General features: G+C 68.3%; 17 protein-coding genes. 5 read left to right on the top strand and 12 right to left on the bottom strand.

Going from position 1 to position 19473, the window contains the following annotated elements; translation table 11 throughout:
- Window positions 1–93: 93 nt before the first annotated feature.
- From ATCM_RS18135 to ATCM_RS18110, 6 genes are all read right to left on the bottom strand, one after another.
- Window positions 94–2601 carry a DNA topoisomerase I gene (locus ATCM_RS18135; RefSeq protein ID WP_132865867.1) on the bottom strand — a complete coding sequence of 836 codons (2508 nt, stop codon included), beginning with the start codon at window positions 2599–2601 and terminating at the stop codon, window positions 94–96.
- Window positions 2602–2787: 186 nt separating this feature from the next.
- Complete coding sequence (locus ATCM_RS18130; protein WP_132865866.1) at window positions 2788–3714, bottom strand: RDD family protein; 927 nt, start codon at window positions 3712–3714, stop codon at window positions 2788–2790.
- Window positions 3715–3744: 30 nt separating this feature from the next.
- Window positions 3745–4482 (bottom strand): pilin, encoded by a 738-nt coding sequence (locus ATCM_RS18125; RefSeq protein ID WP_132865865.1) that lies wholly within the window; start codon window positions 4480–4482, stop codon window positions 3745–3747.
- A gap of 36 nt (window positions 4483–4518) precedes the next feature.
- Window positions 4519–4992, bottom strand: coding sequence for a DUF494 family protein (locus tag ATCM_RS18120; protein ID WP_132865864.1), 474 nt, complete (start codon window positions 4990–4992; stop codon window positions 4519–4521).
- A gap of 45 nt (window positions 4993–5037) precedes the next feature.
- On the bottom strand, window positions 5038–6186 hold the full coding sequence (gene dprA, locus ATCM_RS18115; protein ID WP_132865863.1) for a DNA-processing protein DprA: 1149 nt from the start codon (window positions 6184–6186) through the stop codon (window positions 5038–5040).
- Window positions 6187–6263: 77 nt separating this feature from the next.
- A complete protein-coding gene (locus tag ATCM_RS18110; RefSeq protein WP_132865862.1) occupies window positions 6264–7388 on the bottom strand; it encodes a LysM peptidoglycan-binding domain-containing protein in 1125 nt (374 codons plus the stop codon).
- A gap of 130 nt (window positions 7389–7518) precedes the next feature.
- Between ATCM_RS18110 and def the strand changes: the two genes are divergently transcribed.
- The 4 genes from def to ATCM_RS18090 all read left to right on the top strand — a co-directional run bounded on the left by def (window position 7519) and on the right by ATCM_RS18090 (window position 12155).
- A complete protein-coding gene (def, locus tag ATCM_RS18105; RefSeq protein WP_132865861.1) occupies window positions 7519–8034 on the top strand; it encodes a peptide deformylase in 516 nt (171 codons plus the stop codon).
- 113 nt (window positions 8035–8147) lie between these two features.
- Complete coding sequence (gene fmt, locus ATCM_RS18100) at window positions 8148–9071, top strand: methionyl-tRNA formyltransferase (RefSeq protein WP_132865860.1); 924 nt, start codon at window positions 8148–8150, stop codon at window positions 9069–9071.
- A 4-nt stretch (window positions 9072–9075) separates the two neighbouring features.
- On the top strand, window positions 9076–10419 hold the full coding sequence (gene rsmB / locus ATCM_RS18095) for a 16S rRNA (cytosine(967)-C(5))-methyltransferase RsmB (RefSeq protein WP_132865859.1): 1344 nt from the start codon (window positions 9076–9078) through the stop codon (window positions 10417–10419).
- A gap of 20 nt (window positions 10420–10439) precedes the next feature.
- Window positions 10440–12155: a glycosyltransferase family 39 protein gene (locus ATCM_RS18090; RefSeq protein ID WP_132865858.1), complete on the top strand. Its 1716-nt coding sequence runs from the start codon at window positions 10440–10442 to the stop codon at window positions 12153–12155.
- Here the strand turns inward: ATCM_RS18090 and ATCM_RS18085 are convergent.
- The 6 genes from ATCM_RS18085 to ATCM_RS18060 form a co-directional block, all read right to left on the bottom strand.
- On the bottom strand, window positions 12128–13249 hold the full coding sequence (locus ATCM_RS18085; RefSeq protein WP_132865857.1) for a glycosyltransferase family 4 protein: 1122 nt from the start codon (window positions 13247–13249) through the stop codon (window positions 12128–12130). The two genes, ATCM_RS18090 and ATCM_RS18085, sit on opposite strands and share 28 nt — an antisense overlap.
- 22 nt (window positions 13250–13271) lie before the next feature.
- A complete protein-coding gene (locus ATCM_RS18080) occupies window positions 13272–14111 on the bottom strand; it encodes a glycosyltransferase family 2 protein (RefSeq protein WP_132865856.1) in 840 nt (279 codons plus the stop codon).
- Window positions 14108–15331 (bottom strand): O-antigen ligase family protein, encoded by a 1224-nt coding sequence (locus tag ATCM_RS18075; protein WP_132865855.1) that lies wholly within the window; start codon window positions 15329–15331, stop codon window positions 14108–14110. The genes ATCM_RS18080 and ATCM_RS18075 overlap by 4 nt, the downstream gene beginning before the upstream one ends.
- Before the next feature lie 180 nt (window positions 15332–15511).
- Window positions 15512–16420, bottom strand: coding sequence for a glycosyltransferase family A protein (locus ATCM_RS18070; RefSeq protein WP_132865854.1), 909 nt, complete (start codon window positions 16418–16420; stop codon window positions 15512–15514).
- Window positions 16417–17364, bottom strand: coding sequence for a UDP-glucuronic acid decarboxylase family protein (locus ATCM_RS18065; RefSeq protein ID WP_132865853.1), 948 nt, complete (start codon window positions 17362–17364; stop codon window positions 16417–16419). The genes ATCM_RS18070 and ATCM_RS18065 overlap by 4 nt, the downstream gene beginning before the upstream one ends.
- 157 nt (window positions 17365–17521) lie before the next feature.
- Window positions 17522–18337: a glycosyltransferase family 2 protein gene (locus ATCM_RS18060; RefSeq protein ID WP_132865852.1), complete on the bottom strand. Its 816-nt coding sequence runs from the start codon at window positions 18335–18337 to the stop codon at window positions 17522–17524.
- Between the two features lie 102 nt (window positions 18338–18439).
- On the opposite strand from ATCM_RS18060, the gene ATCM_RS18055 reads away from it, so the two are divergent.
- Window positions 18440–19471, top strand: a complete 1032-nt coding sequence (locus ATCM_RS18055; protein ID WP_132865851.1) for a CDP-glycerol glycerophosphotransferase family protein — start codon at window positions 18440–18442, stop codon at window positions 19469–19471.
- The last annotated feature ends 2 nt before the right edge of the window (window positions 19472–19473 follow it).

The following is a 19473-nucleotide window of genomic DNA, read 5'->3' as shown; positions in this document are numbered from 1 at the left end:
GCGTGGGCTTCAAATGCAGCAGGCCGCCCGAAGGCGGCCTGACACGGGAGCGGACGATTATCCTCCTGCCGGCGCGGCAGGGGGTAGTCGCCCTCAGAACGGCGGCGCGTCGTCGGCGGCAGCCTTCTTCACGGTCTTCTTGGCGACGGCTTTCTTGACCGCCTTCTTGGTGGCCGTCTTCTTGGTCGCAGCCTTCTTTGCCGGCGCCTTGCCGGCAGCGGCCTTCTTCGGCGCGGCTTCTTTCTTGACGGTGGTCTTCTTTGCCGCCGCCTTCTTGGTGGCGGCCTTCTTGGCACCAAAGCCCTTGCGCACCGGCTTGCCGGTCTCGGCCATCAGCTGCTGCACTTCGGCCAGGGTCAACGAGGCCGGCTCGCGGTCCTTCGGGATCTTGCCGTTGAGCTTGCCGTCGCTGATGTACGGGCCGAAGCGACCGTTCAGCACCTGGATGTCCGAGCCCTCGAACTCCTTGATGATGCGGTTGCGCGCGATCTCTTCCTTCTCCTCGATCAGGAACACCGCGCGGGCCAGGTCGATCTTGTACGGGTCGTCTTCCTTCTTCAGCGAGGCATAGGTGCTGCCGCGCTTGGCGAACGGGCCGAAGCGGCCGATGCCCACGCTCACTTCCTCGCCGTTGGCGTCGGCGCCGAGCTTGCGCGGCATGTCGAACAGCTTCAACGCCTCTTCCAGCGAGATCGAATAGATGCTCTGGCCCGGCTGCAGCGAGGCGAACTTGGGCTTTTCCTCGTCATCGACGGTGCCGATCTGCACCATCGGGCCGAAGCGGCCGATACGCGCGCTGACATCCTTGCCGCTGACCGGGTCCACGCCGAGCACGCGGGCGCTGCCGGCGTCGGTGCGGTCCAGTGACTCGCTCTTGTCGCTGACCAGCTCCTTGAAGGGGCCCCAGAAGCGTTCCATCAACGGCACCCACTCTTCCTCGCCACGCGACACCGCATCCAGCTCGTCCTCGAGCTTGGCGGTGAAGTCGTAATCGACGTAGCGGGTGAAGTGGCTGGACAGGAACTTGCTGACCGCGCGGCCGACGTCGGTCGGCTTGAAGCTGCGGCCTTCCATCTCGGTGTACTTGCGGAACAGCAGGGTCTGGATGATCGAAGCGTAGGTCGACGGACGGCCGATGCCGTATTCCTCGAGCGCCTTGACCAGCGCCGCTTCGGTGTAGCGCGGCGGCGGCTGGGTGAAGTGCTGTTCGGCCAGGATGCGGTCCAGCGGCACGCGGTCACCGGGCTTCATCGCCGGCAGCTTGCGGCCTTCGTCCTCGTCCTCGGCGTTCTTGCTGTCCTTGCCTTCTTCGTACACGGCCAGGAAGCCGGGCACCACCACGGTGGTGCCACTGGCGCGGAACACATGCTCGCTGCCGGAGGCCAGGTCGACGCTGACGGTGTTGAGCGTAGCCGGGATCATCTGGCAGGCGACGGCGCGCTTCCAGATCAGTTCGTAGAGCTTGCGTTCGTCGTCGGTCAGGTACTTGCCGACCTGCGCCGGGGTGCGCAGCGCCGAGGTCGGGCGCACCGCTTCGTGCGCTTCCTGGGCGTTCTTGCTCTTGGTGGTGTAGACGTTGGGCTTGTCCGGCAGCGAACTGGTGCCGTAGTCGCGGGCGATCACGTCGCGGATCTCGGCCAGCGCGTCCTGTGACAGGTTCACCGAGTCGGTACGCATGTACGAGATCAGGCCGACCGTGCCTTCGTCGCCGATGGCCACGCCTTCGTACAGCTTCTGCGCCACCTGCATGGTCTTGCGGGTGGTGAAGCCGAGCTTGCGCGAGGCTTCCTGCTGCAGGGTGGAGGTGGTGAACGGCGCGGCCGGGCGGCGCTTGCGCTCCTTGCTGGCCACGTCGGTGACGTGCAGCGCCCCCTGGGCGGCCTGCTGGATGCGCAGGCGCGCGGCTTCGGCGGTGTCGCCATCGGTGACGGTGAACTGCTCGAACTTCTGCCCGTCCAGCTTGATCAGGCGGGCGTTGAAGTGCTGCGAGGGATGCGCGCACTCGGCCTCGATGCTCCAGTACTCGCGGGCGATGAAGGCTTCGATCTCCTCCTCGCGCTCGACGATCATGCGCAGCGCCGGGCTCTGCACGCGGCCGGCGGACAGCCCGCGCTGCACCTTGCGCCACAGCACCGGCGACAGGTTGAAGCCGACCAGGTAGTCCAGCGCGCGGCGTGCCTGCTGCGCATCGACCAGGTCCGCGGCGATGGCGCGCGGCTGGGTCATGGCTTCCTTGATGGCGCGCGGGGTGATCTCGGTGAACACCACGCGCTGCATCGGCTTGCCGTCGGACAGGCCGCGTTCCTTGAGGATCTCGGCAATATGCCAGCTGATCGCCTCACCTTCGCGGTCCGGGTCGGTTGCCAGGAAGATGTCGTCGGCGCCCTTGGCGGCCTTGGCGATCGCCTCGACGTGCTTCTCGTTCTTCTCGATCAGGTCGTAGCGCATGGCGAACCCGTTGTCCGGGTCGACCGCGCCCTCCTTGGGGACCAGGTCACGCACATGCCCATACGAGGCCAGGACGGTGAAGTCCTTGCCGAGGTATTTGTTGATCGTCTTGGCCTTGGCCGGCGATTCGACGATGAGCAGGTGCTTGGGCATGTCAGTACTTTCTTGGGGGGAGAACGCCCCGGTTGGGGGCGCTAGGGTGGCGTAAACCGGCACGATAGTGAAGCCGGTGTGGCCGATCTGCATAAATCGACGCCCGGGTTGGCGCCCGGGCGTTCAGCTTTGTCTTTATAGTGGAATCACGCCGGGGCCGCTCTTGTCAAGCGGCCCCGGGGTCGGTCAGCTGAAGTTGGAGGCGGCGATGCCGATCACCGCGATGATCGCCACCACGCCCACCAGCAACAGCAGGCCGAAGATCGACAGGATCACGATGGTCACCGTGCCCAGGCCGCGCTGCTGCCATTCCGGATGGTCGGTGAAGGCCCATTTGTCGACCACCAGGGTGTCGCAGATCATGTCATGCAGGCCCTGCTTGCGCTCGGTGAAGGCGGCCATCACGTAGCCGATGCACAGAGTCAGGGCACTGAGGATGGTGGCGAAGTAGCGGCCGATGGCGCGGGCCAGGGTCATCCGGTCGCCATTGAGGCGCACCACCTTGATGCCCACCGCCATCTTGCCCAGCGTGGCCATGCCGGCCGAGGCATGGAAGCCGGCGTAGTAGGCGGCCGAGATCGCCATCGAAATGAGGTTGGTCAGCAACTGCACCATGATCATGCCGACGCCGGCGGCGTTGCTGTCGCCCAGGCCGGCCATGCCGATGCCCAGCACCATGCCGATCACCATCGCGATCACGCCGCCGACCATGCCCACGATCACGCTGTCGATGCAGTACGCGGCCACGCGCTTCCAGAAGCCGGCATAGACCACTTCGCCGCCCTGCACCGGTGCCGTGCCGCCGCTGACGGTGCTGCTGGGCGCCGAATAGGGCGAGTAGCCATCGGTGCTGGCCGTGGCGGCGGCGGGCAACGGCGCGGTGCCGTTCTCGATGGCGCTGTAGTCAGCGCGCAGGTCGATGCCGGGGCTGGCCTGGGCCAGCAGCTGCAGCTCGTCGGCCAGGGCCGACAGCGGTTGCCACTGCGCCATGCCCTCGCGCCAGGCCAGGGTCTCAAGGTTCAGCTCGCCCTGGTTGAACTTGCTGCGGATCACATCGGCGTCGATCGGCCCGTGCCGCTCGCGCTGGGCATCAGCGTAGTACCACTCACTCATCTCATTCCCCAAAGTTTCAGGCCGCGCCGCTCAGCTGCGGCAATCGGTCGGCAGGTAGTTGTCCGCCACGTCCGAACGACATTTCCAGGTGGCGGTCTGCGTATCGTAGTCGAGCCAGATCGCTTTGCTGTCAAGTTGCGGCGTGCCGGGGGCCTGCAGGCGGGCTTCCAGCCCGCAATGGCCGCCGTCGAAGCGGCCGATGCGGACCTCGGCGATCGTGCCGTCCTCGTAGCTTTCCGGGCTGCCAAAGCCGGCATCGCCGTTGACCGGGCAGCGTTCGTGCTCGCTGGCGAAGGCCGACACTTCCCCCTTCAGGGCGCCCAGTTGCGCCTGCACCATGGAGGTCTTGCTGCGCAAGGTGTACTCGCGGTACTGGGGATAGGCGATGGCGGCCAGGATGGCAAGGACGGCCAGCAGGATCACGCCGACCACGGCAACGATGATGCCGACGATGGCGCAGCCGGACAGGCCCTGCCGGACCGCGGCCGGCGGCGGGTTGGGTACCGCGACGTGGACGTGCTGTACCGCCGGTGGGGGTGGTGCGGGAAGGTCAGGCAGGGCCGGCGGTACCGGCACAGCCGGTCCGGACACGTCCGGCAGCCCCAGTTCGGCGGTGAATGCCTGCAGGGGTTGCCAGTGCTCGGCACCTTCGCGCCAGACCAGGGTGTCGGCGGCGATGCGCCCGGAGCGGAACAGCTCGACGATGTTTTCCGCTGGCAGTGGTCCGCGCCGTTCGCGGTTGCCCTCGGCGTAGAACCACTGGCTCACGCGGGTCTCCTCATGCGTCCCTGCATGCCGTGGGGCTCAGTGCAGGGGTTCGGGTTCGTCGACGAACATCTGGGTTTCCATCCAGGCATAGGCCGCTTCGGCGCCCGGCTGGTTGAACAGCACCATCAGCACGACCCACTTGAGGTCGTCCAGGTCCAGCTCGTCCTGGTCCAGCGCCATCGCGCGGTCCAGCACCAGCTCGCGCTGGTCGGCGTCCAGGATGCCGTGCTGCTCGAGGAACAGCAGGAAGCCGCGGCCTTCCACGTCCAGCTTGTCCAGTTCCGGGCCGTGGAAAACGCGCACCGGCCCCTTCACCCGGGCCTGGGCCACGGCCGGGCGCTGTTCTGCCAAGGCATCGAGCCAGTCGAAGGCCTTGTTGATCTCGGTGGGGCTGAAACCGGCCTGGATCAGGCCGTTCTGCAGCGAATCGCGGTCTCGGATGAGATCGGCATCCTCGCTGAAATAGTGTTCAAACAGATACAGCAGGACGTCCAGGATGCTCTCTTTCATTGCCCTCGGCCTGCGCCAGGCGGCGCTGTGGAGGTGAAGGAACCCTCAGGTGCGGGTGTAGCGACCGTGTTCGGACGACACTCTCCCTTCCAGTTCCATGACCAGCAGCATGGAGGACAGGCTGGCGGCCGTCAATCCAGTGCGTTCGATCAGTAAATCCATACCGGTTGGGTCGAACCCCAGGGCGTTCCACAAGTGCTGGTAGTCGGGATCCGGCAGGGCGGGTGCCGGACGTGGCGTTTCCGGCGCAGCTGAGGTGGGGGTCGACAGCCGGTTTTGCAAGGCTTGGGCCAGTTCGCCGGCCATATTGGCCACGCCTTCAAGAATGTCGTCGGCGTGTGTCACCAATGTGGCACCGTCACGGATCAGGCGGTGGCAGCCGCGCGCCATCGGGTTGTGGATGGAGCCGGGCACGGCGAAGATCTCGCGCCCGGCCTCGGCGGCCAGGCGGGCAGTGATCAGCGCGCCGGAACGCTCGGCCGCTTCGATCACCACCGTGCCCAGGGCCAGGGCCGCCAGCAACCGGTTGCGGGCGGGGAACTGGCCGCTGCGCGGGGCGGTGCCGGGCGGGTACTCGCTGAGCACGGCCCCCTGGCGGGCCACCTGCGCCTGCAGTTCCCGGTGGTGGCGCGGGTAGGCCAGGTCCGGGCCGGTGCCGATCACGGCATAGGTTGGCCCCGGCAGGGCCAGTGCGGCGCGGTGTGCGGCCGCATCGATGCCGGCGGCCAGCCCGCTGGCGATGGTCAGGCCATGGCCGAGCAGGGCAGTGGCGAAGTCGCGGGCATTGTCCCGGCCGCCAGCGCTGGGGATGCGGCTGCCGACCACGGCGATGGCCGGTTGCCAGAGCACGCTCGGGTCGCCATCGACGAAGACCGCCAGCGGCGGATGGGGGCTGTCACGCAGCAGCGGCGGGTAGTCGGGACAGGTCCAGCCGATCAGGTGGTGGCCGGGGGACGCCAGCCATGCCCGCGCGCGGTCGTGCCGGGCGGGATCGGGGTGGCGGAGGGCATGGCATTGCTCGGGCGTGCAGCCGGCCTCGCGCCAGGTCGATGCATCGGCGGACAACACCGCGGCGGCATCGCCGCAGCGGGCGAGCAGCGTGCGCAAAGGGGCACTCGGGCCGCCGGCCAGCAGCAGCGCGAGCAGTGCATCGATGTCGACCGGCGTGGCCGGCGCGGGACGGGGAGAGGTCATCTCCCCAGCCTGCCGCCAAAACAGCGACGGCGCCCTCGGGCGCCGTCGTTGCATCACATCAGGATTGGGCGCAGCGCTTACTGCGCGTCCGGATGCTTGAGCTCGTAACCGACGCGGGCCGGCTTGGTGCCTTCCATGATCAGCGCGTAGCTGACCTTGTCGAAGGTGCGGAACACCATGGCGTGGGCGGCGTACTCGTCCGGCAGCGACACGCGGCTGCCACCGGCGTTGAAGGCGTCATCCTTGCGCGAGGTCGGCATGCCGGTCACGCGGTCGTTGACATGCCTGCCACTGCGCCAGATCGAGAACACGGTGCCGTTGTCGATGCCGTCACGGGCGCCGCCGGAAATGGCGATGACGTCGCGCGGGCCGCCCGAGGTGAAGGTGTCGGTGACGGCCAGCACGCGCAGTTGGCCGGGCGCCAGCGTGCTGGCCGGTGCGTGCGGGATGAACTGCAGGTCGTACGGATTGGCCTGCACCGGGACCAGGCGGTCACCGGCGCGGACTTCGCGACCGCTGTCTTCCAGGCGCAGGATCGAGGCCTGGGTGGCATCGGCGCCGACCTGGGTCAACGTGCCTACGTTGACCTTGGCCAGCTCATAGCCCAGGAATTCATCCCGGTCACTGGTGGCGGCGTAATCCTTCCAGAGGTTGCCCATGCCGGCCGTGGTGTCGCCCCGCAGGTTGAGGTCGCTGCTGTGCTTGGGCTGCCCGTACTGCACGGTCGGGCGGACCACCATGTAGCGCTGGCCGGACTGGGCGCCCTGCAGGCCCAGCACGTAGGCCTGCTGGCCGGTGGTGGCGCGCAGGCGGCTGTCTTCCAGGCCGACCACGTACGGCAGCTCCTTGAAGCTGTCCACGACGTTCAGGTTCTTCAGGAACGGTTCCACGTCCGCCAGCGGCACGGCGTTGATCGGCGCTTCCTGGCGCGGCCCCGGCTGTGCGGTGACACGGTCCAGGTATGCCAGGCTCAACACGTCGCCCGGGTAGATCAGGTGGGGATTCTTGACCTGGGGATTGGCCTGCCAGATTTCCGGCCAAAGCCACGGCTTCTTCAGGAAACGCGCGGAGATGTCCCACAGCGTGTCGCCCTTCTTCACCACATAGGTGTCGGGATGGGAACCATTCAGTTCCACGCCCACGGCATAGGTTGTAACGGTCAGCAACGCGACGGCGGCGACCGTACGGATGTGTTTCAGCATGATTGAGATGCCTGATTCCCCAACAGGTTGGCGCACTATATTGCAGAAACGGGAGCAGCGGGCAAGCGCAAGCGGTAGAATTGGGACATCTTGCCGGATTGCGCGGCATTCCTTTTTCGGTGACCCCCCAATGGCCCTCCTGCCCATTCTCGAATTTCCTGATCCGCGGCTGCGGACCAAGGCGGCTCTGATCGAGGCCGCCGAGGTGACCACGCCGGTCTTCCAGCAGCTGCTCGACGACATGTTCCAGACCATGTACGAAGCCCCCGGCATCGGGCTGGCGGCCAGCCAGGTGGACGTGCACAAGCGCTTCATGGTCATCGACGTGAGCGAGGAGCGGAACGCGCCGATGGTGTTCATCAACCCACAGATCGTCAGCGCCAGCGACGGTGGCCGGGTCTACCAGGAAGGCTGCCTGTCGGTGCCGGGCATCTATGCCGACGTGACCCGCGCCGACGAGATCGTCGTGCGCTTCCTCGACCGCGAGGGCAAGCCGCAGGAGCTGGCCGCCGATGGCCTGCTGGCCACCTGCATCCAGCACGAGATGGACCACCTGGACGGCAAGCTGTTCATCGACTACCTCTCGCCGCTCAAGCGCGAGATGGTGCGCAAGAAGCTGGCCAAGCAGCGCAAGCACGTTGCCTGAGTTGAACGGCGGTCCGGCATGCCCGGGTCGCCCCCAGCGGGTGCCGTGACCGGCCCCCGCATCGCACGGCGCCGCCCTTCGGCGCCGTCGTCCTTTCCGGGAGTTGCCACGCCATGAGAATCGTTTTTGCCGGTACGCCGGAGTTCGCCGTCGCCTCGCTGGGGGCCGCCGCGCGCCACCATGAAGTGGTCGCGGTCTACACCCAGCCCGATCGCCCGGCCGGGCGTGGCCGCGGGTTGATGCCGTCGCCGGTCAAGCTCGACGCCATTGCCCGCGGCATCCCGGTGTTCCAGCCGGAAACGCTGAAGACCCCCGAGGCCCAGGCGCAGCTGCGCGCGCTGCAGCCGGACCTGATGATCGTGGTGGCCTACGGGCTGATCCTGCCCAAGGCCGTGCTGGCCATCCCGACCCATGGCTGCTGGAACGTGCACGCTTCACTGCTGCCGCGCTGGCGCGGTGCCGCGCCGATCCAGCGTGCGATCGAGGCCGGGGATGCCGAAACCGGGGTCTGCCTGATGCAGATGGAGGCCGGCCTGGATACCGGCCCGGTGCTGCTGCACCAGGCCACCGCGATCAGCGACAGCGATACCGGCGGCCAGTTGCATGACCGCCTGGCGCAGTTGGGTGCGCAGGTACTGTCCGATGGGCTGGGCCTGCTGCGCGCCGGCATCAAGCCGATCCCGCGCCCGCAGCCGGACGCCGGCGTCACCTACGCGCACAAGCTGGACAAGGCGCAGGCGCGGCTGGACTGGAGCCAGGACGCCGCTGCGCTGGCGCGGCGCGTGCGTGCGTTCAATCCGTGGCCGGTCGCCGAGGCGAGCCTGGCCGGGGAGCGCGTGCGCATCCATGGAGCGGTGGCGCTCGAGGACAACCGTGGCAAGGCCCCGGGCACGGTGATCGCGGCCAGCCGCGAAGGCATCGACATCGCCTGTGGCCAGGGTGCATTGCGCCTGCGCGTGGTCCAGCGTGAGGGCGGCAAGGCGATCACCGCCGCCGACTACCTCAACGCCCGCCGCGACCTGCCGGTCGAGGGGTGAGGCGATGACGGCTGTGTCTTCCGCGCCGGCCAGCAAGGGCGCCGCGCGCCAGCCCGGCGTGCAGACCCGCGTGCAGGCGGCCAGGGTGTTGGCCGCGGTGCTGGTCCGTGGCCGTTCGCTCAAGGCCGAGTTGTCCACGGCGTTGCCGAAGCTGGACGACAGCCGCGACCGTGCCCTGCTGGAGGCGATCTGCTTTGCCGCATTGCGCCGCCGTTTCGCTTACGAGCGTGCACTCGGGCAATGGCTGCAGAAGCCGCTGGGCCCGCGTGAAGCGGACCTGCGTGGGTTGCTGATGGCCGGCTTCGCGCAGCTCGATGCGCTGCAGCTGCCCGCCCACGCTGCCTTGTCGGCGACGGTGGATGCCGCGCGCGCGCTGGGCCGCGAGCGCCAGGCCGGGTTGGTCAACGCGGTGTTGCGCCGCGCGCAGCGCGAGGGCTTCGGCACCGCGCGCGCCGAGGATGCGTGGCCGCAATGGTTGTTGCAGCAGGTCCGCGCGGATTGGCCGGCACATGTCGAGCAGATCCTCACCCATAGCCTGCAGCCGGCACCGTTGTGGCTGCGGGTGAACCGCCAGCAGCACAGCCGCGATGCCTATCTGGCGGTGCTGCAGGACGCCGGCATCGACGCACTGGCCGAGCCGGCCGCCGCCGATGCGATCCGTCTGCCGGTGGCCGTGCCGGTGGCGAGCCTGCCGGGCTTCGCGCAGGGCGCGGTGTCGGTGCAGGACCTGTCCGCGCAGCAGGTGGCCGATGGCCTGTCGCCCGCCGTGGGGGCACGCGTGGTCGATGCCTGCGCCGCACCGGGCGGCAAGTCGGCGCACCTGCTCGAACGCGATCCGTCGCTGCAACTACTGGCGCTGGACGTGGATGCACGGCGCCTGCAGCGCATCCGCGAGACCTTCAACCGCACCGGCGTGGGCGCGGCGGCACAGGTCCAGGCGGTGGATGCGGCCGATGTCCCGGCCTGGTGGGATGGCACGCCGTTCGATGCGGTGCTGCTGGATGCCCCGTGCTCGGCCACCGGCATCATCCGTCGCCAACCCGACGTGCTGCTGCATCGTCGCGCCGAGGACATCACCGCGCTGGTTGCGTTGCAGGCACGCCTGCTCGATGCGCTGTGGAAGGTGCTGCGCCCCGGTGGCGTGCTGCTGTACGCCACCTGTTCGATCCTGCGCCGCGAGAACAGCCAGCAGGTCGCTGCGTTCCTGGCGCGCACGCCGGATGCACGCCTGGAAGCACTGCCTGACACGTTCGGCCATGACGATGGCGGTGGCCGCCAGCGCCTGCCGGGGGAGCAGGGGGGCGATGGTTTCTTCCAGGCCCGGATCGTGAAGCTGGCCGTCATCTAGGCTGGCTATCATCCGCCGCCATGAGGGACGATCTGGCGCGCAGGGAATTCTGGTTGCTGGCGATCACCGCCGTGCTGGTGCTCGCCGCCGGCCTCGGCCTGCGGGATCCGTGGCCCTCGGATGAGCCGCGTTTCGCGCTGGTCGCCCGGCAGATGGTGGAGAGCGGCCAATGGCTGTTCCCCCATCGCGGCATCGAGTTGTATGGCGACAAGCCGCCGATGCTGATGTGGTTGCAGGGCGGCTTCTACCTGCTGCTGCGCGATTGGCGCGTGGCCTTCCTGCTGCCTTCGTTGCTGGCGGCGCTGGGCACGCTGGCCTGCGTCCATGACCTGGGCCGGCGCCTGTGGACCCGGCGGGTCGGCCTGTATGCGGCCTGGTTGCTGCTGTTCACGCTGCAGTTCACCTTCCAGGCACGCAAGGCGCAGATCGATGCGCTGCTGCTGTTGTTCATCACCCTGGCCAACTACGGCCTGCTGCGGCACCTGCTGCGCGGGCCGGACTGGCGGTGGTGGACGATCGGCTGGTTCGCCGCCGGACTGGGCGTGATCACCAAGGGCGTGGGCATGCTGGCGCTGGCGATGCTGGTGCCGGCGGTGCTCTGCGTGGCGATGGGCTGGCGCCGGCCGATGCTGCATGTGGCCAACCCGCGCTTCTGGCTGGGGCCGCTGGCCTTCGTCCTGGCCCTGTCGTTGTGGTTGGGGCCGCTGCTGGCCGCGGTGATGGGCAGTGCTGACCCCGGGCGGCATGCCTACCTGCACGAAATCCTGTTCCGCCAGACCGCAGGTCGCTACACCGCGTCCTGGGACCACCACAATCCACCGTGGTACCACCTCGGGGTGATGCTGACGCTGTGGATGCCGGCCATGCTGGCCTTGCCCTGGGCGCTGCCGGCCTGGTGGCGCCGGCTGCGGCGACATGACCCGCGTTACCTGTTGCTGCTGGGCTGGTGGCTGCTGGTGGTGGTGTTCTTCTCCATTCCCAGCGGCAAGCGTGACGTCTACATCCTGCCGGCGTTGCCGGTGTTCTGCCTGGCATTGGCGCCGCTGTTGCCCGGCTTGTTGCGCAAGGCCGGCGTGCGTGCGCTGGTGCTGCTGTTCACCGCGACGTTGACGCTGGTGCTGCTGGTGGCCGGTGCCGGCGTGTTGCTGGGCGAGGGCAGCGAGCGCGTGCAGGGTTTGCTGGAGCGCCGTGAGTTGTCGGTGACGGCGGCGCGGATGATCGGCATCGCGGTGCTGGTGATGGGCTTCTGGGGAGCCGCGGCACTGTGGCGCTGGGGCCGACGCTGGCCGGCGCAGGTGCTGGCTTCGCTGCTCGCGCTGGTGTGGGTGCTGCAGGGATTGGTGGTCAACCCGCTGATCACCGACTCCAGCTCCGGACGTGGGCTGATGCGTGAGGTCGGGCGGCGCCTCGGGCCCGATGTCGAGCTGGGGCTGGTTGCCTGGAAGGAACAGAACCTGCTGATGGCCGACCGGCCGGTGGCCAACTTCGGTTTCCTGCGGCCGTGGCCGGAGCAGGTGCGGGCCGGCGTGGCCTGGCAGCAGTCCGCGCCGTCGCACCGCTGGTTGCTGGTGCAGGACGAGGCCGTACTGGCCTGCATCGACCGTGGCCGCAGCCAGCACGTTGGCAGCCTGAGTGGCCGGGGGTGGTGGCTGGTGCCGGCCACGGCGGTGCGTGGGCCGTGCCGGAGCGAGGCCGAGCGCGCGGCGCCTCAGCCGGTCGAGAGCAGCTCCCGGTAGATCGCTTCGGTGGCAGTGACGAAGCGTTCCAGCCCGAACTCGGCGGCGGCATGTGCCCGTGCCGCGGCACCCATGCGCAGCAGGTGCGGACGGTCTTCCAGCATCGTGCGCAGAATGGCGGCCATGGCCGCGTGACCATGGACCGGGACCACCCAGCCGTCTTCGCCGGGATGGATGTTCTCCGCCAGGCCGGCATAGTCGGTGACCATCACCGGCTTGCCCATGGCCATCATCTCGCGGCAGGCGAAGGAGATGGTTTCCACGTCGTGGGAAAGCACGAAGCCGGCATCGAAGGTGGCGATCACCGGCCGCACGTCGGCGAGCAGGCCGGGGAAATGGAACTGCGCCTGCAGCCCGGCGGCGTCGATGACCGCCTGCTGGGCGGCGGAAGGGGGATGCCCGGCCAGGACCACATGGATGCGTTCGCGTTCTGCCGCCGACAGCAACTGCAGCGCGGCGACCAGGTCGGTCCAGCCCTTGTAGCCGGCGGTGCCGGCGTTGCTGCCGACCAGCAGCGCATCGTCGGCGATTCCCAGCGCGCGTCGCTGCGCGTCGGCTGCATCCTGTGGCCAGGGCTGGAAGTGGACGGTGTCCACGCCGTTGTAGACGGTCTGCGGATGGCACACGCGGTACGGCGTGGATTCCAGCTGCCGGCGCACGTATTCGCATACCGCGATGACCTTGTCGGTATGCCAGCGTGCGCGCCAGACATGCTGGGGTCCGCGCATGGGCTTGGTGTTGTGCTTGGTCAGCACCACGCGCGGGCGCGGGCTGATGCCGCGCAGGGCGGCCAGGGTGATGCGGTGGTCGGCCGAGCCGTTGACGTGGACGACGTCGAAGCGGTGCCGGCGCAGGTAACCACGCAGCTGCCGCACCGCGTGCAGCCGCTGGCGGATGCGGCGCAGGCCATTGGGGAACGGCTGCGCCAGCACGTGCACGCCGGGCAGAGCACTGGCCTGGGCCAACAGCGTGCTGCCGCCCGGTGCGGCCACATGCACCTCGTGCCGGGCGGCAAGCGCGCCGGCCAATTCGCGGGTATAGGTGGTGTGGCCACCGCCGCTGCCGCTGTGGAAGTTGGTGAAGAGCAATTTCATGGGGGTGGGGGTGGAAGGGCGGTCAGCCGATCCGGGGGTCCGGCGATGCAACGGAGTGGGTGTCGATGCCCTGCGTGCAGCGGGTGAGCTTCTGCGTACGCGTGGCATGGAACAGGCGGTTGTTCGGCAACGTCATGTCATCCACGTCCGGGGGCGCCCGTGAGTTATGCCACAAATGGACGGCCAGCGCCGCCCACTTCAGGCCACGTCGGCGCAGCCCGGTGTTCTCCAGTCGGGCCGCCAGCTCGCGGTCCTCGGCGCCATAGCCTTCCATGCGTTCGTCAAAACCGTTGACCTGCAGCAGGTCTGCGCGCCAGAAACTCATGTTGCAGCTCATGACCCGGCCGCCGTTGCGGGCACGCGCTTTCCAGCGCGCCAGCAACGGCTGGCGGAAGGCGTACAGGCGACGGGTGCCATCGAACTCGTGGAAGTCGGCGTCCATCCACGGCGCGAACGTCGGCCGGCCCCCCGCCAGCAATCGTTCGGTTTCAGCAGCACTGGCCTTCAGACGCCCGCCCTGCAGGAAGAAGCCGGGCTCGGCGAAGGCCGCGTGGTCGGCGATGAAGTCACGGTGCAGCAGCATGTCGCCGTCGAGCAGGACCACGTAGTCGCCCTGGCTGGCGGCGATGCCCAGGTTGCGGCAGCGTGCCGCACGAAAGCCCTGGTCCTGCTGCCAGATGTGCCGCAGTGGCACCGGCAGCCGTTCCTGCCAACGCCGCACGACGTCGGCCGTGGCCGCGCCGGAACCGTCATCGGCGATGAGCACCTCGTCCGGCATCCGGCGCTGGCCGGCGACGCTTTCCAGCACGCGGTCCAGCGCTGCGGGCCAGTTGTAGGTGAGGATCACCAGCGAGATTTTCATGCAGGCCCGGACGGTTTGGACCCGGAAGATGGTAACGACAGGCTCAGTGCCAGGGGTAGCCAGAGAATCAGCCAACCGGGTCGCGGGCTGTCGATCAGGTGGGGCAGGTCGAATTGCACCATGACCGTGGCGAACAGCCACAGGCCCAGCACGACCCGGCCGGTGGCAATGTCACGCCGTTGCCAGGCACGCCAGCCCAGGCCCAGCCAGACCGCCGACCACAGCAGCACGCCGGGGATGCCCAGTTCGACGGCCAACTGGGTGAACAGGTTGTGGGTGTGGACCTGGTACTGCCCGTTGCCACCGATCACCGGCAGCGTGAAGTCGGCGCCCAGGCCGAGGCCGAGCCACGGATGCTGCTGGAACAGTTCCATGGCATGGGCGAACAGCTGTGGCCGCAGTGACAGGCCGCGTTCGGCCAGTTCCGGGTAGGCCGGGATGGCGATGCCCAACCCCACGGCGATCAGCAGCAGCAGCCGCTGCAGCGCACGGTCCCGGTGCCGGACGACCAGCAGCACGAACAGGCTGAAGGCCAGCGCGAGCATCGCGCTGCGCGAGAAGGTGAGCATCAGCGCGGTCGCCATGACGCCCATGGCCAGCCATTTCAGCAGGCGGCGATTGCGCGTCTCCCAGCGCCATGGCCACAGCCACAGGATGCCGGCGGCCATCGCGGCGCCGAACAGGTTGGCGTTGGCCATCACCCCGAACCCGACCAGGCGGTTGTCGACCGTGGGCCTGATCGCGAAGTGCACCATCGCCGCGACCGCGGACACCGCCAGGATGCCGGCGCCGGAGGCCAGCAGGGCGCGCTGGCGCACCACGTCGCGGCCGACCGCCAGGGTGCAGCCGAACAGGAACAGGCCCACCGTCAGCAGGCGCAGGAACTCATCGTGCGGACGCTTCGCATTGCTCCACGACAGGCTCAGCAGGGCCCAGGCGAACAGCAACAGCAGCACGGGCATCAACGGGCGCCGCGCGAAATCCAGGAAGCGGCCCGGGCGGGCGATGGCGATGATCAAGGCCGGCAGGTACAGCGTCAGGGCGGCCAGGTACTGGAACGGCTTGCCCGGATTGAACGACGGCCCGGCCGGCAGGAAGCTCATGCCGGCGATCACCACCAGCAACCCCACGAACAGCAGGTTACGCCAGCGCGGTGCAGTTGGCTCCCCGGGGAAGGACAGGTCGACGGTGGAGAGTGGCGGTTTCAGGTCGGGCGTCATGTGCAAACGGTGGTGGGCGGGGCGTGCGCCGTAATCCCCGGTCCGCAAGGGATTCGCTGCCGCAGGGCCGTCACCTCGGGGCGCTGGGGCGGGCGGAGGGGACGCAAAGGGTAAGGGAAGCCAAGCGGGTCTTTGATGAACGCCCCGAACGAGCGTTCAGCCTCATTCCCGCAGTCCGGTTCAGCCCTTGCCGCGCTTGCGGCTGCGGACGATGCTCAGGATCCGCTCCAGGCGTTTCCACCAGGGCAGCCGGGCCCGCCAGCACAGGTCGATGTAGCGCCATGCCTCGGCCCAGTCGGGGTCTGGCTTGGTGCGGTACTCCAGCTTGGCCAGCTCCAGGCAGGAGTCGTCCAGGCCGGCGGCGCGGGCGTAGTGGTGGATCAGGCCGCGCGACTGCAGCAGGCCGTGGAAGACGGTGTTGCGGTCCTGCTTGGCCCACCAGCCGTTGTCACCATGGATGCGATAGCCGACCTGCCCGGTGGGCAGGAAGTACTTGCGGGCGCCGAACAGGCTGGCGCCGAACACCAGGCAGTTGTCGGCCGACAGGCGCCAGCTGGCACTGGCCTGCGCCGGCAGGTCCATGCACTGCCGCGCATAGCGGGTGCGCAGCGACAACGCCGAGGTCGGCGCGCCGTACCAGTAGGTGAGCGCGTAGGTGCTGATCGCGGTGTAGCCCAGGTCCAGCGCGCGCCCGGCGAAGCCGATGCGGCCTTTCTCGTTGCCGAACAGCGCGATGTCGGAGAACACGAAGCCGACGTCCTTGCGCTGGTCGTAGACCGCGCCGATCTGCTCCAGATAGGTGGGCTCCCAGCGGTCGTCGGCGTCAAGGAAGCAGATCACGTCCGCGTCGGCGGCGGCCACGCCGCGCTGGAACGCCGCCAGCTGCCCACCGTTCTGGCCGAACAGCAGGGTGATCGCCGGATGTGCGCCGTAGCGCTCCTGCAGCAGCGCCTGCGAGCCATCGCTGGAACCATCGTCCACGACCAGGATCTGTGCGGCCGGACGGGTCTGGGCGAGCACGCCTTCGATGGCCTCGACCACGAAGCGCGCATAGTTGTAGTTGGTGATGACGACCGCCAAGCGGGTCATGCCCGGTCCTCGGCCAGCAGGGTGCGGAAGTAGGCGATGGTTTCCTTCAGGCCGTCTTCCAGCGCGACCTTGGGCTCCCAGCCCAGCTTCTCGCGGGCCAGCGTGATGTCCGGCTGGCGCTGGCGCGGGTCGTCCGAAGGCAGCGGCTGGAACACCAGCTGCGAGCGGCCGCCGACCAGCTGCAGCACCTTCTCGGCCAGTTCGAGCATGGTGAACTCGCCGGGGTTGCCGATGTTGATCGGGCCGGTGAAGCCGGCCTCGGTGTCCATCATCCGGGTCATGGCCTCGAGCAGGTCATCGACGTAGCAGAAGCTGCGCGTCTGCTGGCCATCGCCGTAGATGGTGATGTCCTGGCCGCGCAGCGCCTGCACGATGAAGTTGCTGACCACGCGCCCGTCATTGGGGTGCATGCGCGGGCCGTAGGTGTTGAAGATGCGCACCACCTTGATGTCCAGCGCGTGCTGGCGGTGGTAGTCGAAGAACAGCGTCTCGGCGCAGCGCTTGCCCTCGTCGTAGCAGCTGCGGATGCCGATCGGGTTGACCCGGCCCCAGTAGCCTTCCTGCTGCGGGTGCACTTCCGGGTCGCCGTAGACCTCGCTGGTGGAGGCCTGCAGGATGCGCGCGTTCACGCGTTTGGCCAGGCCGAGCATGTTGATCGCCCCGTGCACGCTGGTCTTGGTGGTCTGCACCGGGTCGTGCTGGTAATGCACCGGCGAGGCCGGGCAGGCCAGGTTGAAGATGCGGTCCACCTCCACGTACAGCGGGAAGGTGACGTCATGGCGCATCAGTTCGAAGGACGGGTGGCCGATCAGGTGCGCGATGTTGCGCTTGCTGCCGGTGAAGTAGTTGTCCACGCACAGGACGTCGTGGCCGTCCCGGATCAGTCGGTCGCACAGGTGCGAGCCCAGGAAGCCGGCGCCGCCGGTGACCAGAATTCTTTGCATGGAACGATCCCAGAGAGGAAAAAGACAGGCCCCGCCACGGGAGCAGGGCCGGCCCATCATTTTGTCACGGTTGCATCCGGCCGAGCCGCCGTACGCGGCAGGAAACGCGGCCGTTCATCCCTGGAAAACGTTTCCGGCGCGCGTGACCGGAAGCGGTTCAACGGCTGGCGGGGGGCGTCTGCACCGGTTGGCCGTTCTGCAGCAGCCACAGCATGATGGTCTTCTGGCGGACGTAGTTGGCGCTGACGAAGGCCTCGATCAGCCCCGGCCAGCCGTCCAGGAAACCCCGCTTGAACACGAAGCTGCGGAAGAAGCGCCAGGCGGGGGAGATGATCAGCTTGCCCAGGCTGGCACGCTTGCCGCGGCTGAATTCGTGTTCGGCCATCATCCGCGCGTATTTCTGCTTCTTGTCCAGCAACTGCAGGAAGCTGCGGTAGGGGTGGTGCAGCAGGTCGCCCTTGAGCAGGGCGACGGGGCCGTCGACCGAGACCGCCTCGTGGATCTCGCGGTCGCCGCGCCAGCCGCCGTGGCGGCGGTCGAACAGGCGCAGCACGCGGTCCGGGTAAGCGGTGCCGTGGCGCAGGAAACGGCCGAAGTACTCCGAGCAGCGCGCGAAGCGGTAACCGGGGCCACGCGGGAACCCGGCATCGCGTTCGGCCTCGATGGCCGCGCGCAGGGCCGGGTCGACGCGTTCGTCGGCATCCAGGCACAGCACCCAGTCATGCCGGGCCTGGTTGACGCAGAAGTCCTTCTGGCTGCGGAAGCCGTCGAAGGCGCGCTGCAGCACCCGTACACCGGCCGCTTCGGCCACCGCCACGGTGGCGTCGGTGGAGAACGAATCCACCACCACGATCTCGTCGCAGAACGCCAGCGAGGCCAGGCAATCGCCGATCCGGTCCGCCTCGTTGAAGGCGATGATGCAGGCCGATACGCGGGGGCGGCTGCTCGGGGAGCTGGACGAGGGCTGGGGCATGCAGGGGTACGCGGTGGGAGCCGGGGCCAAAGCCTAGCAGCGACGCTGCCGGCTGGCGATGCGATAATCCGCGCCAGATCCCGGAGATTCAGGAGTTTCCACGTGCCACGCCACTATCTGCTGTACGGCTCGGAGCGCTACGCGCTGGCCATCCTCCGGCCGGTCCAGGCGGCGATCCGGGCACGCGGGGATGAGGCGGCGTGGTTCTTCGATGGTCCCGGGGCCGAGGACCTGGCCGAGGACGAAACCCTGCTGACCGTGGCACAGGTACGCGCCTGGAACCCGTACGCGGTGATCACCTCGTCCAATGCCGTGCCGCACTTCTTCCCCGGCGTGAAGGTCGAAACCTTCCACGGGTTCGACGCCGGCAAGCCGCGCCACATCTACATCCGTGGCTTCTTCGACCTGTACTGCACCACCGGACCGCGCGACACCGCCGCGTTCTCGGCGCTGGCCAAGGAGCAGGGGCACTTCTCGGTGGTGGAGACCGGCTTCCCGAAGATCGACCCGTTCATGAGCCAGCTGCGCGACGAGCCCGACCCGGTGCGCGCGCCGCCGGTGATCCTGTACCACTCCACGTTCTCGCCCTCATGGAGTGCGGCGGGCATCCTGCACGATGAGATCAAGCGTCTCTCGCAGACCGGTGAGTGGCGCTGGATCGTCACCTTCCACCCGAAGATGGACCCGGAAGTGGTGGCCAAGTACCGCGCGCTGGAAGGCCCGTACCTGCGCTTCGCCGACGACGACAACATCCTGGACCTGTTCCCGCAGGTGGACATGATGTGCTCTGACACCTCCTCGGCGCTCAACGAGTTCCTGCTGACCTACAAGCCGGTGGTCACGTTCAAGAACCGCCGCCCAGGCCCGCAGCTGATCGACATCGACGACCCGGCGCAGTTCGAAGGGGCGATCCGTACCGCGCTGTCGCGACCGCCGGCGCTGATGGCCGCGGTGCGCGACTTCGCCGACCAGTTGCACCCGTACCGGGATGGCAAGTCCAGTGACCGCATCCTGGATGCGATCGATGCGTTCGTCGCCAAGGGCGCGCGCAACCGCAAGCCCAAGCCGATGAACCTGTGGCGCAAGTTCAAGCTGCGCAAGCGTATTGGCTATTGGGGGCCGGCGCGGACCTGACG

Origin of the sequence: Stenotrophomonas sp. ATCM1_4 (assembly GCF_004348115.1) — a bacterium.
GTDB classification, from domain to species: Bacteria; Pseudomonadota; Gammaproteobacteria; order Xanthomonadales; family Xanthomonadaceae; genus Stenotrophomonas; species Stenotrophomonas capsici.
This window is presented reverse-complemented; position numbering and strand designations above follow the sequence as displayed.

Coding starts and splice junctions, on each gene's coding strand:
- ATCM_RS18135 (WP_132865867.1), bottom strand. CDS start 2,601: ATGCCCAAGCACCTGCTCATCGTCGAATCGCCGGCCAAGGCCAAGACG.
- ATCM_RS18130 (WP_132865866.1), bottom strand. CDS start 3,714: ATGAGTGAGTGGTACTACGCTGATGCCCAGCGCGAGCGGCACGGGCCG.
- ATCM_RS18120 (WP_132865864.1), bottom strand. CDS start 4,992: ATGAAAGAGAGCATCCTGGACGTCCTGCTGTATCTGTTTGAACACTAT.
- dprA (WP_132865863.1), bottom strand. CDS start 6,186: ATGACCTCTCCCCGTCCCGCGCCGGCCACGCCGGTCGACATCGATGCA.
- ATCM_RS18110 (WP_132865862.1), bottom strand. CDS start 7,388: ATGCTGAAACACATCCGTACGGTCGCCGCCGTCGCGTTGCTGACCGTT.
- def (WP_132865861.1), top strand. CDS start 7,519: ATGGCCCTCCTGCCCATTCTCGAATTTCCTGATCCGCGGCTGCGGACC.
- fmt (WP_132865860.1), top strand. CDS start 8,148: ATGAGAATCGTTTTTGCCGGTACGCCGGAGTTCGCCGTCGCCTCGCTG.
- rsmB (WP_132865859.1), top strand. CDS start 9,076: ATGACGGCTGTGTCTTCCGCGCCGGCCAGCAAGGGCGCCGCGCGCCAG.
- ATCM_RS18090 (WP_132865858.1), top strand. CDS start 10,440: ATGAGGGACGATCTGGCGCGCAGGGAATTCTGGTTGCTGGCGATCACC.
- ATCM_RS18085 (WP_132865857.1), bottom strand. CDS start 13,249: ATGAAATTGCTCTTCACCAACTTCCACAGCGGCAGCGGCGGTGGCCAC.
- ATCM_RS18080 (WP_132865856.1), bottom strand. CDS start 14,111: ATGAAAATCTCGCTGGTGATCCTCACCTACAACTGGCCCGCAGCGCTG.
- ATCM_RS18075 (WP_132865855.1), bottom strand. CDS start 15,331: ATGACGCCCGACCTGAAACCGCCACTCTCCACCGTCGACCTGTCCTTC.
- ATCM_RS18070 (WP_132865854.1), bottom strand. CDS start 16,420: ATGACCCGCTTGGCGGTCGTCATCACCAACTACAACTATGCGCGCTTC.
- ATCM_RS18065 (WP_132865853.1), bottom strand. CDS start 17,364: ATGCAAAGAATTCTGGTCACCGGCGGCGCCGGCTTCCTGGGCTCGCAC.
- ATCM_RS18060 (WP_132865852.1), bottom strand. CDS start 18,337: ATGCCCCAGCCCTCGTCCAGCTCCCCGAGCAGCCGCCCCCGCGTATCG.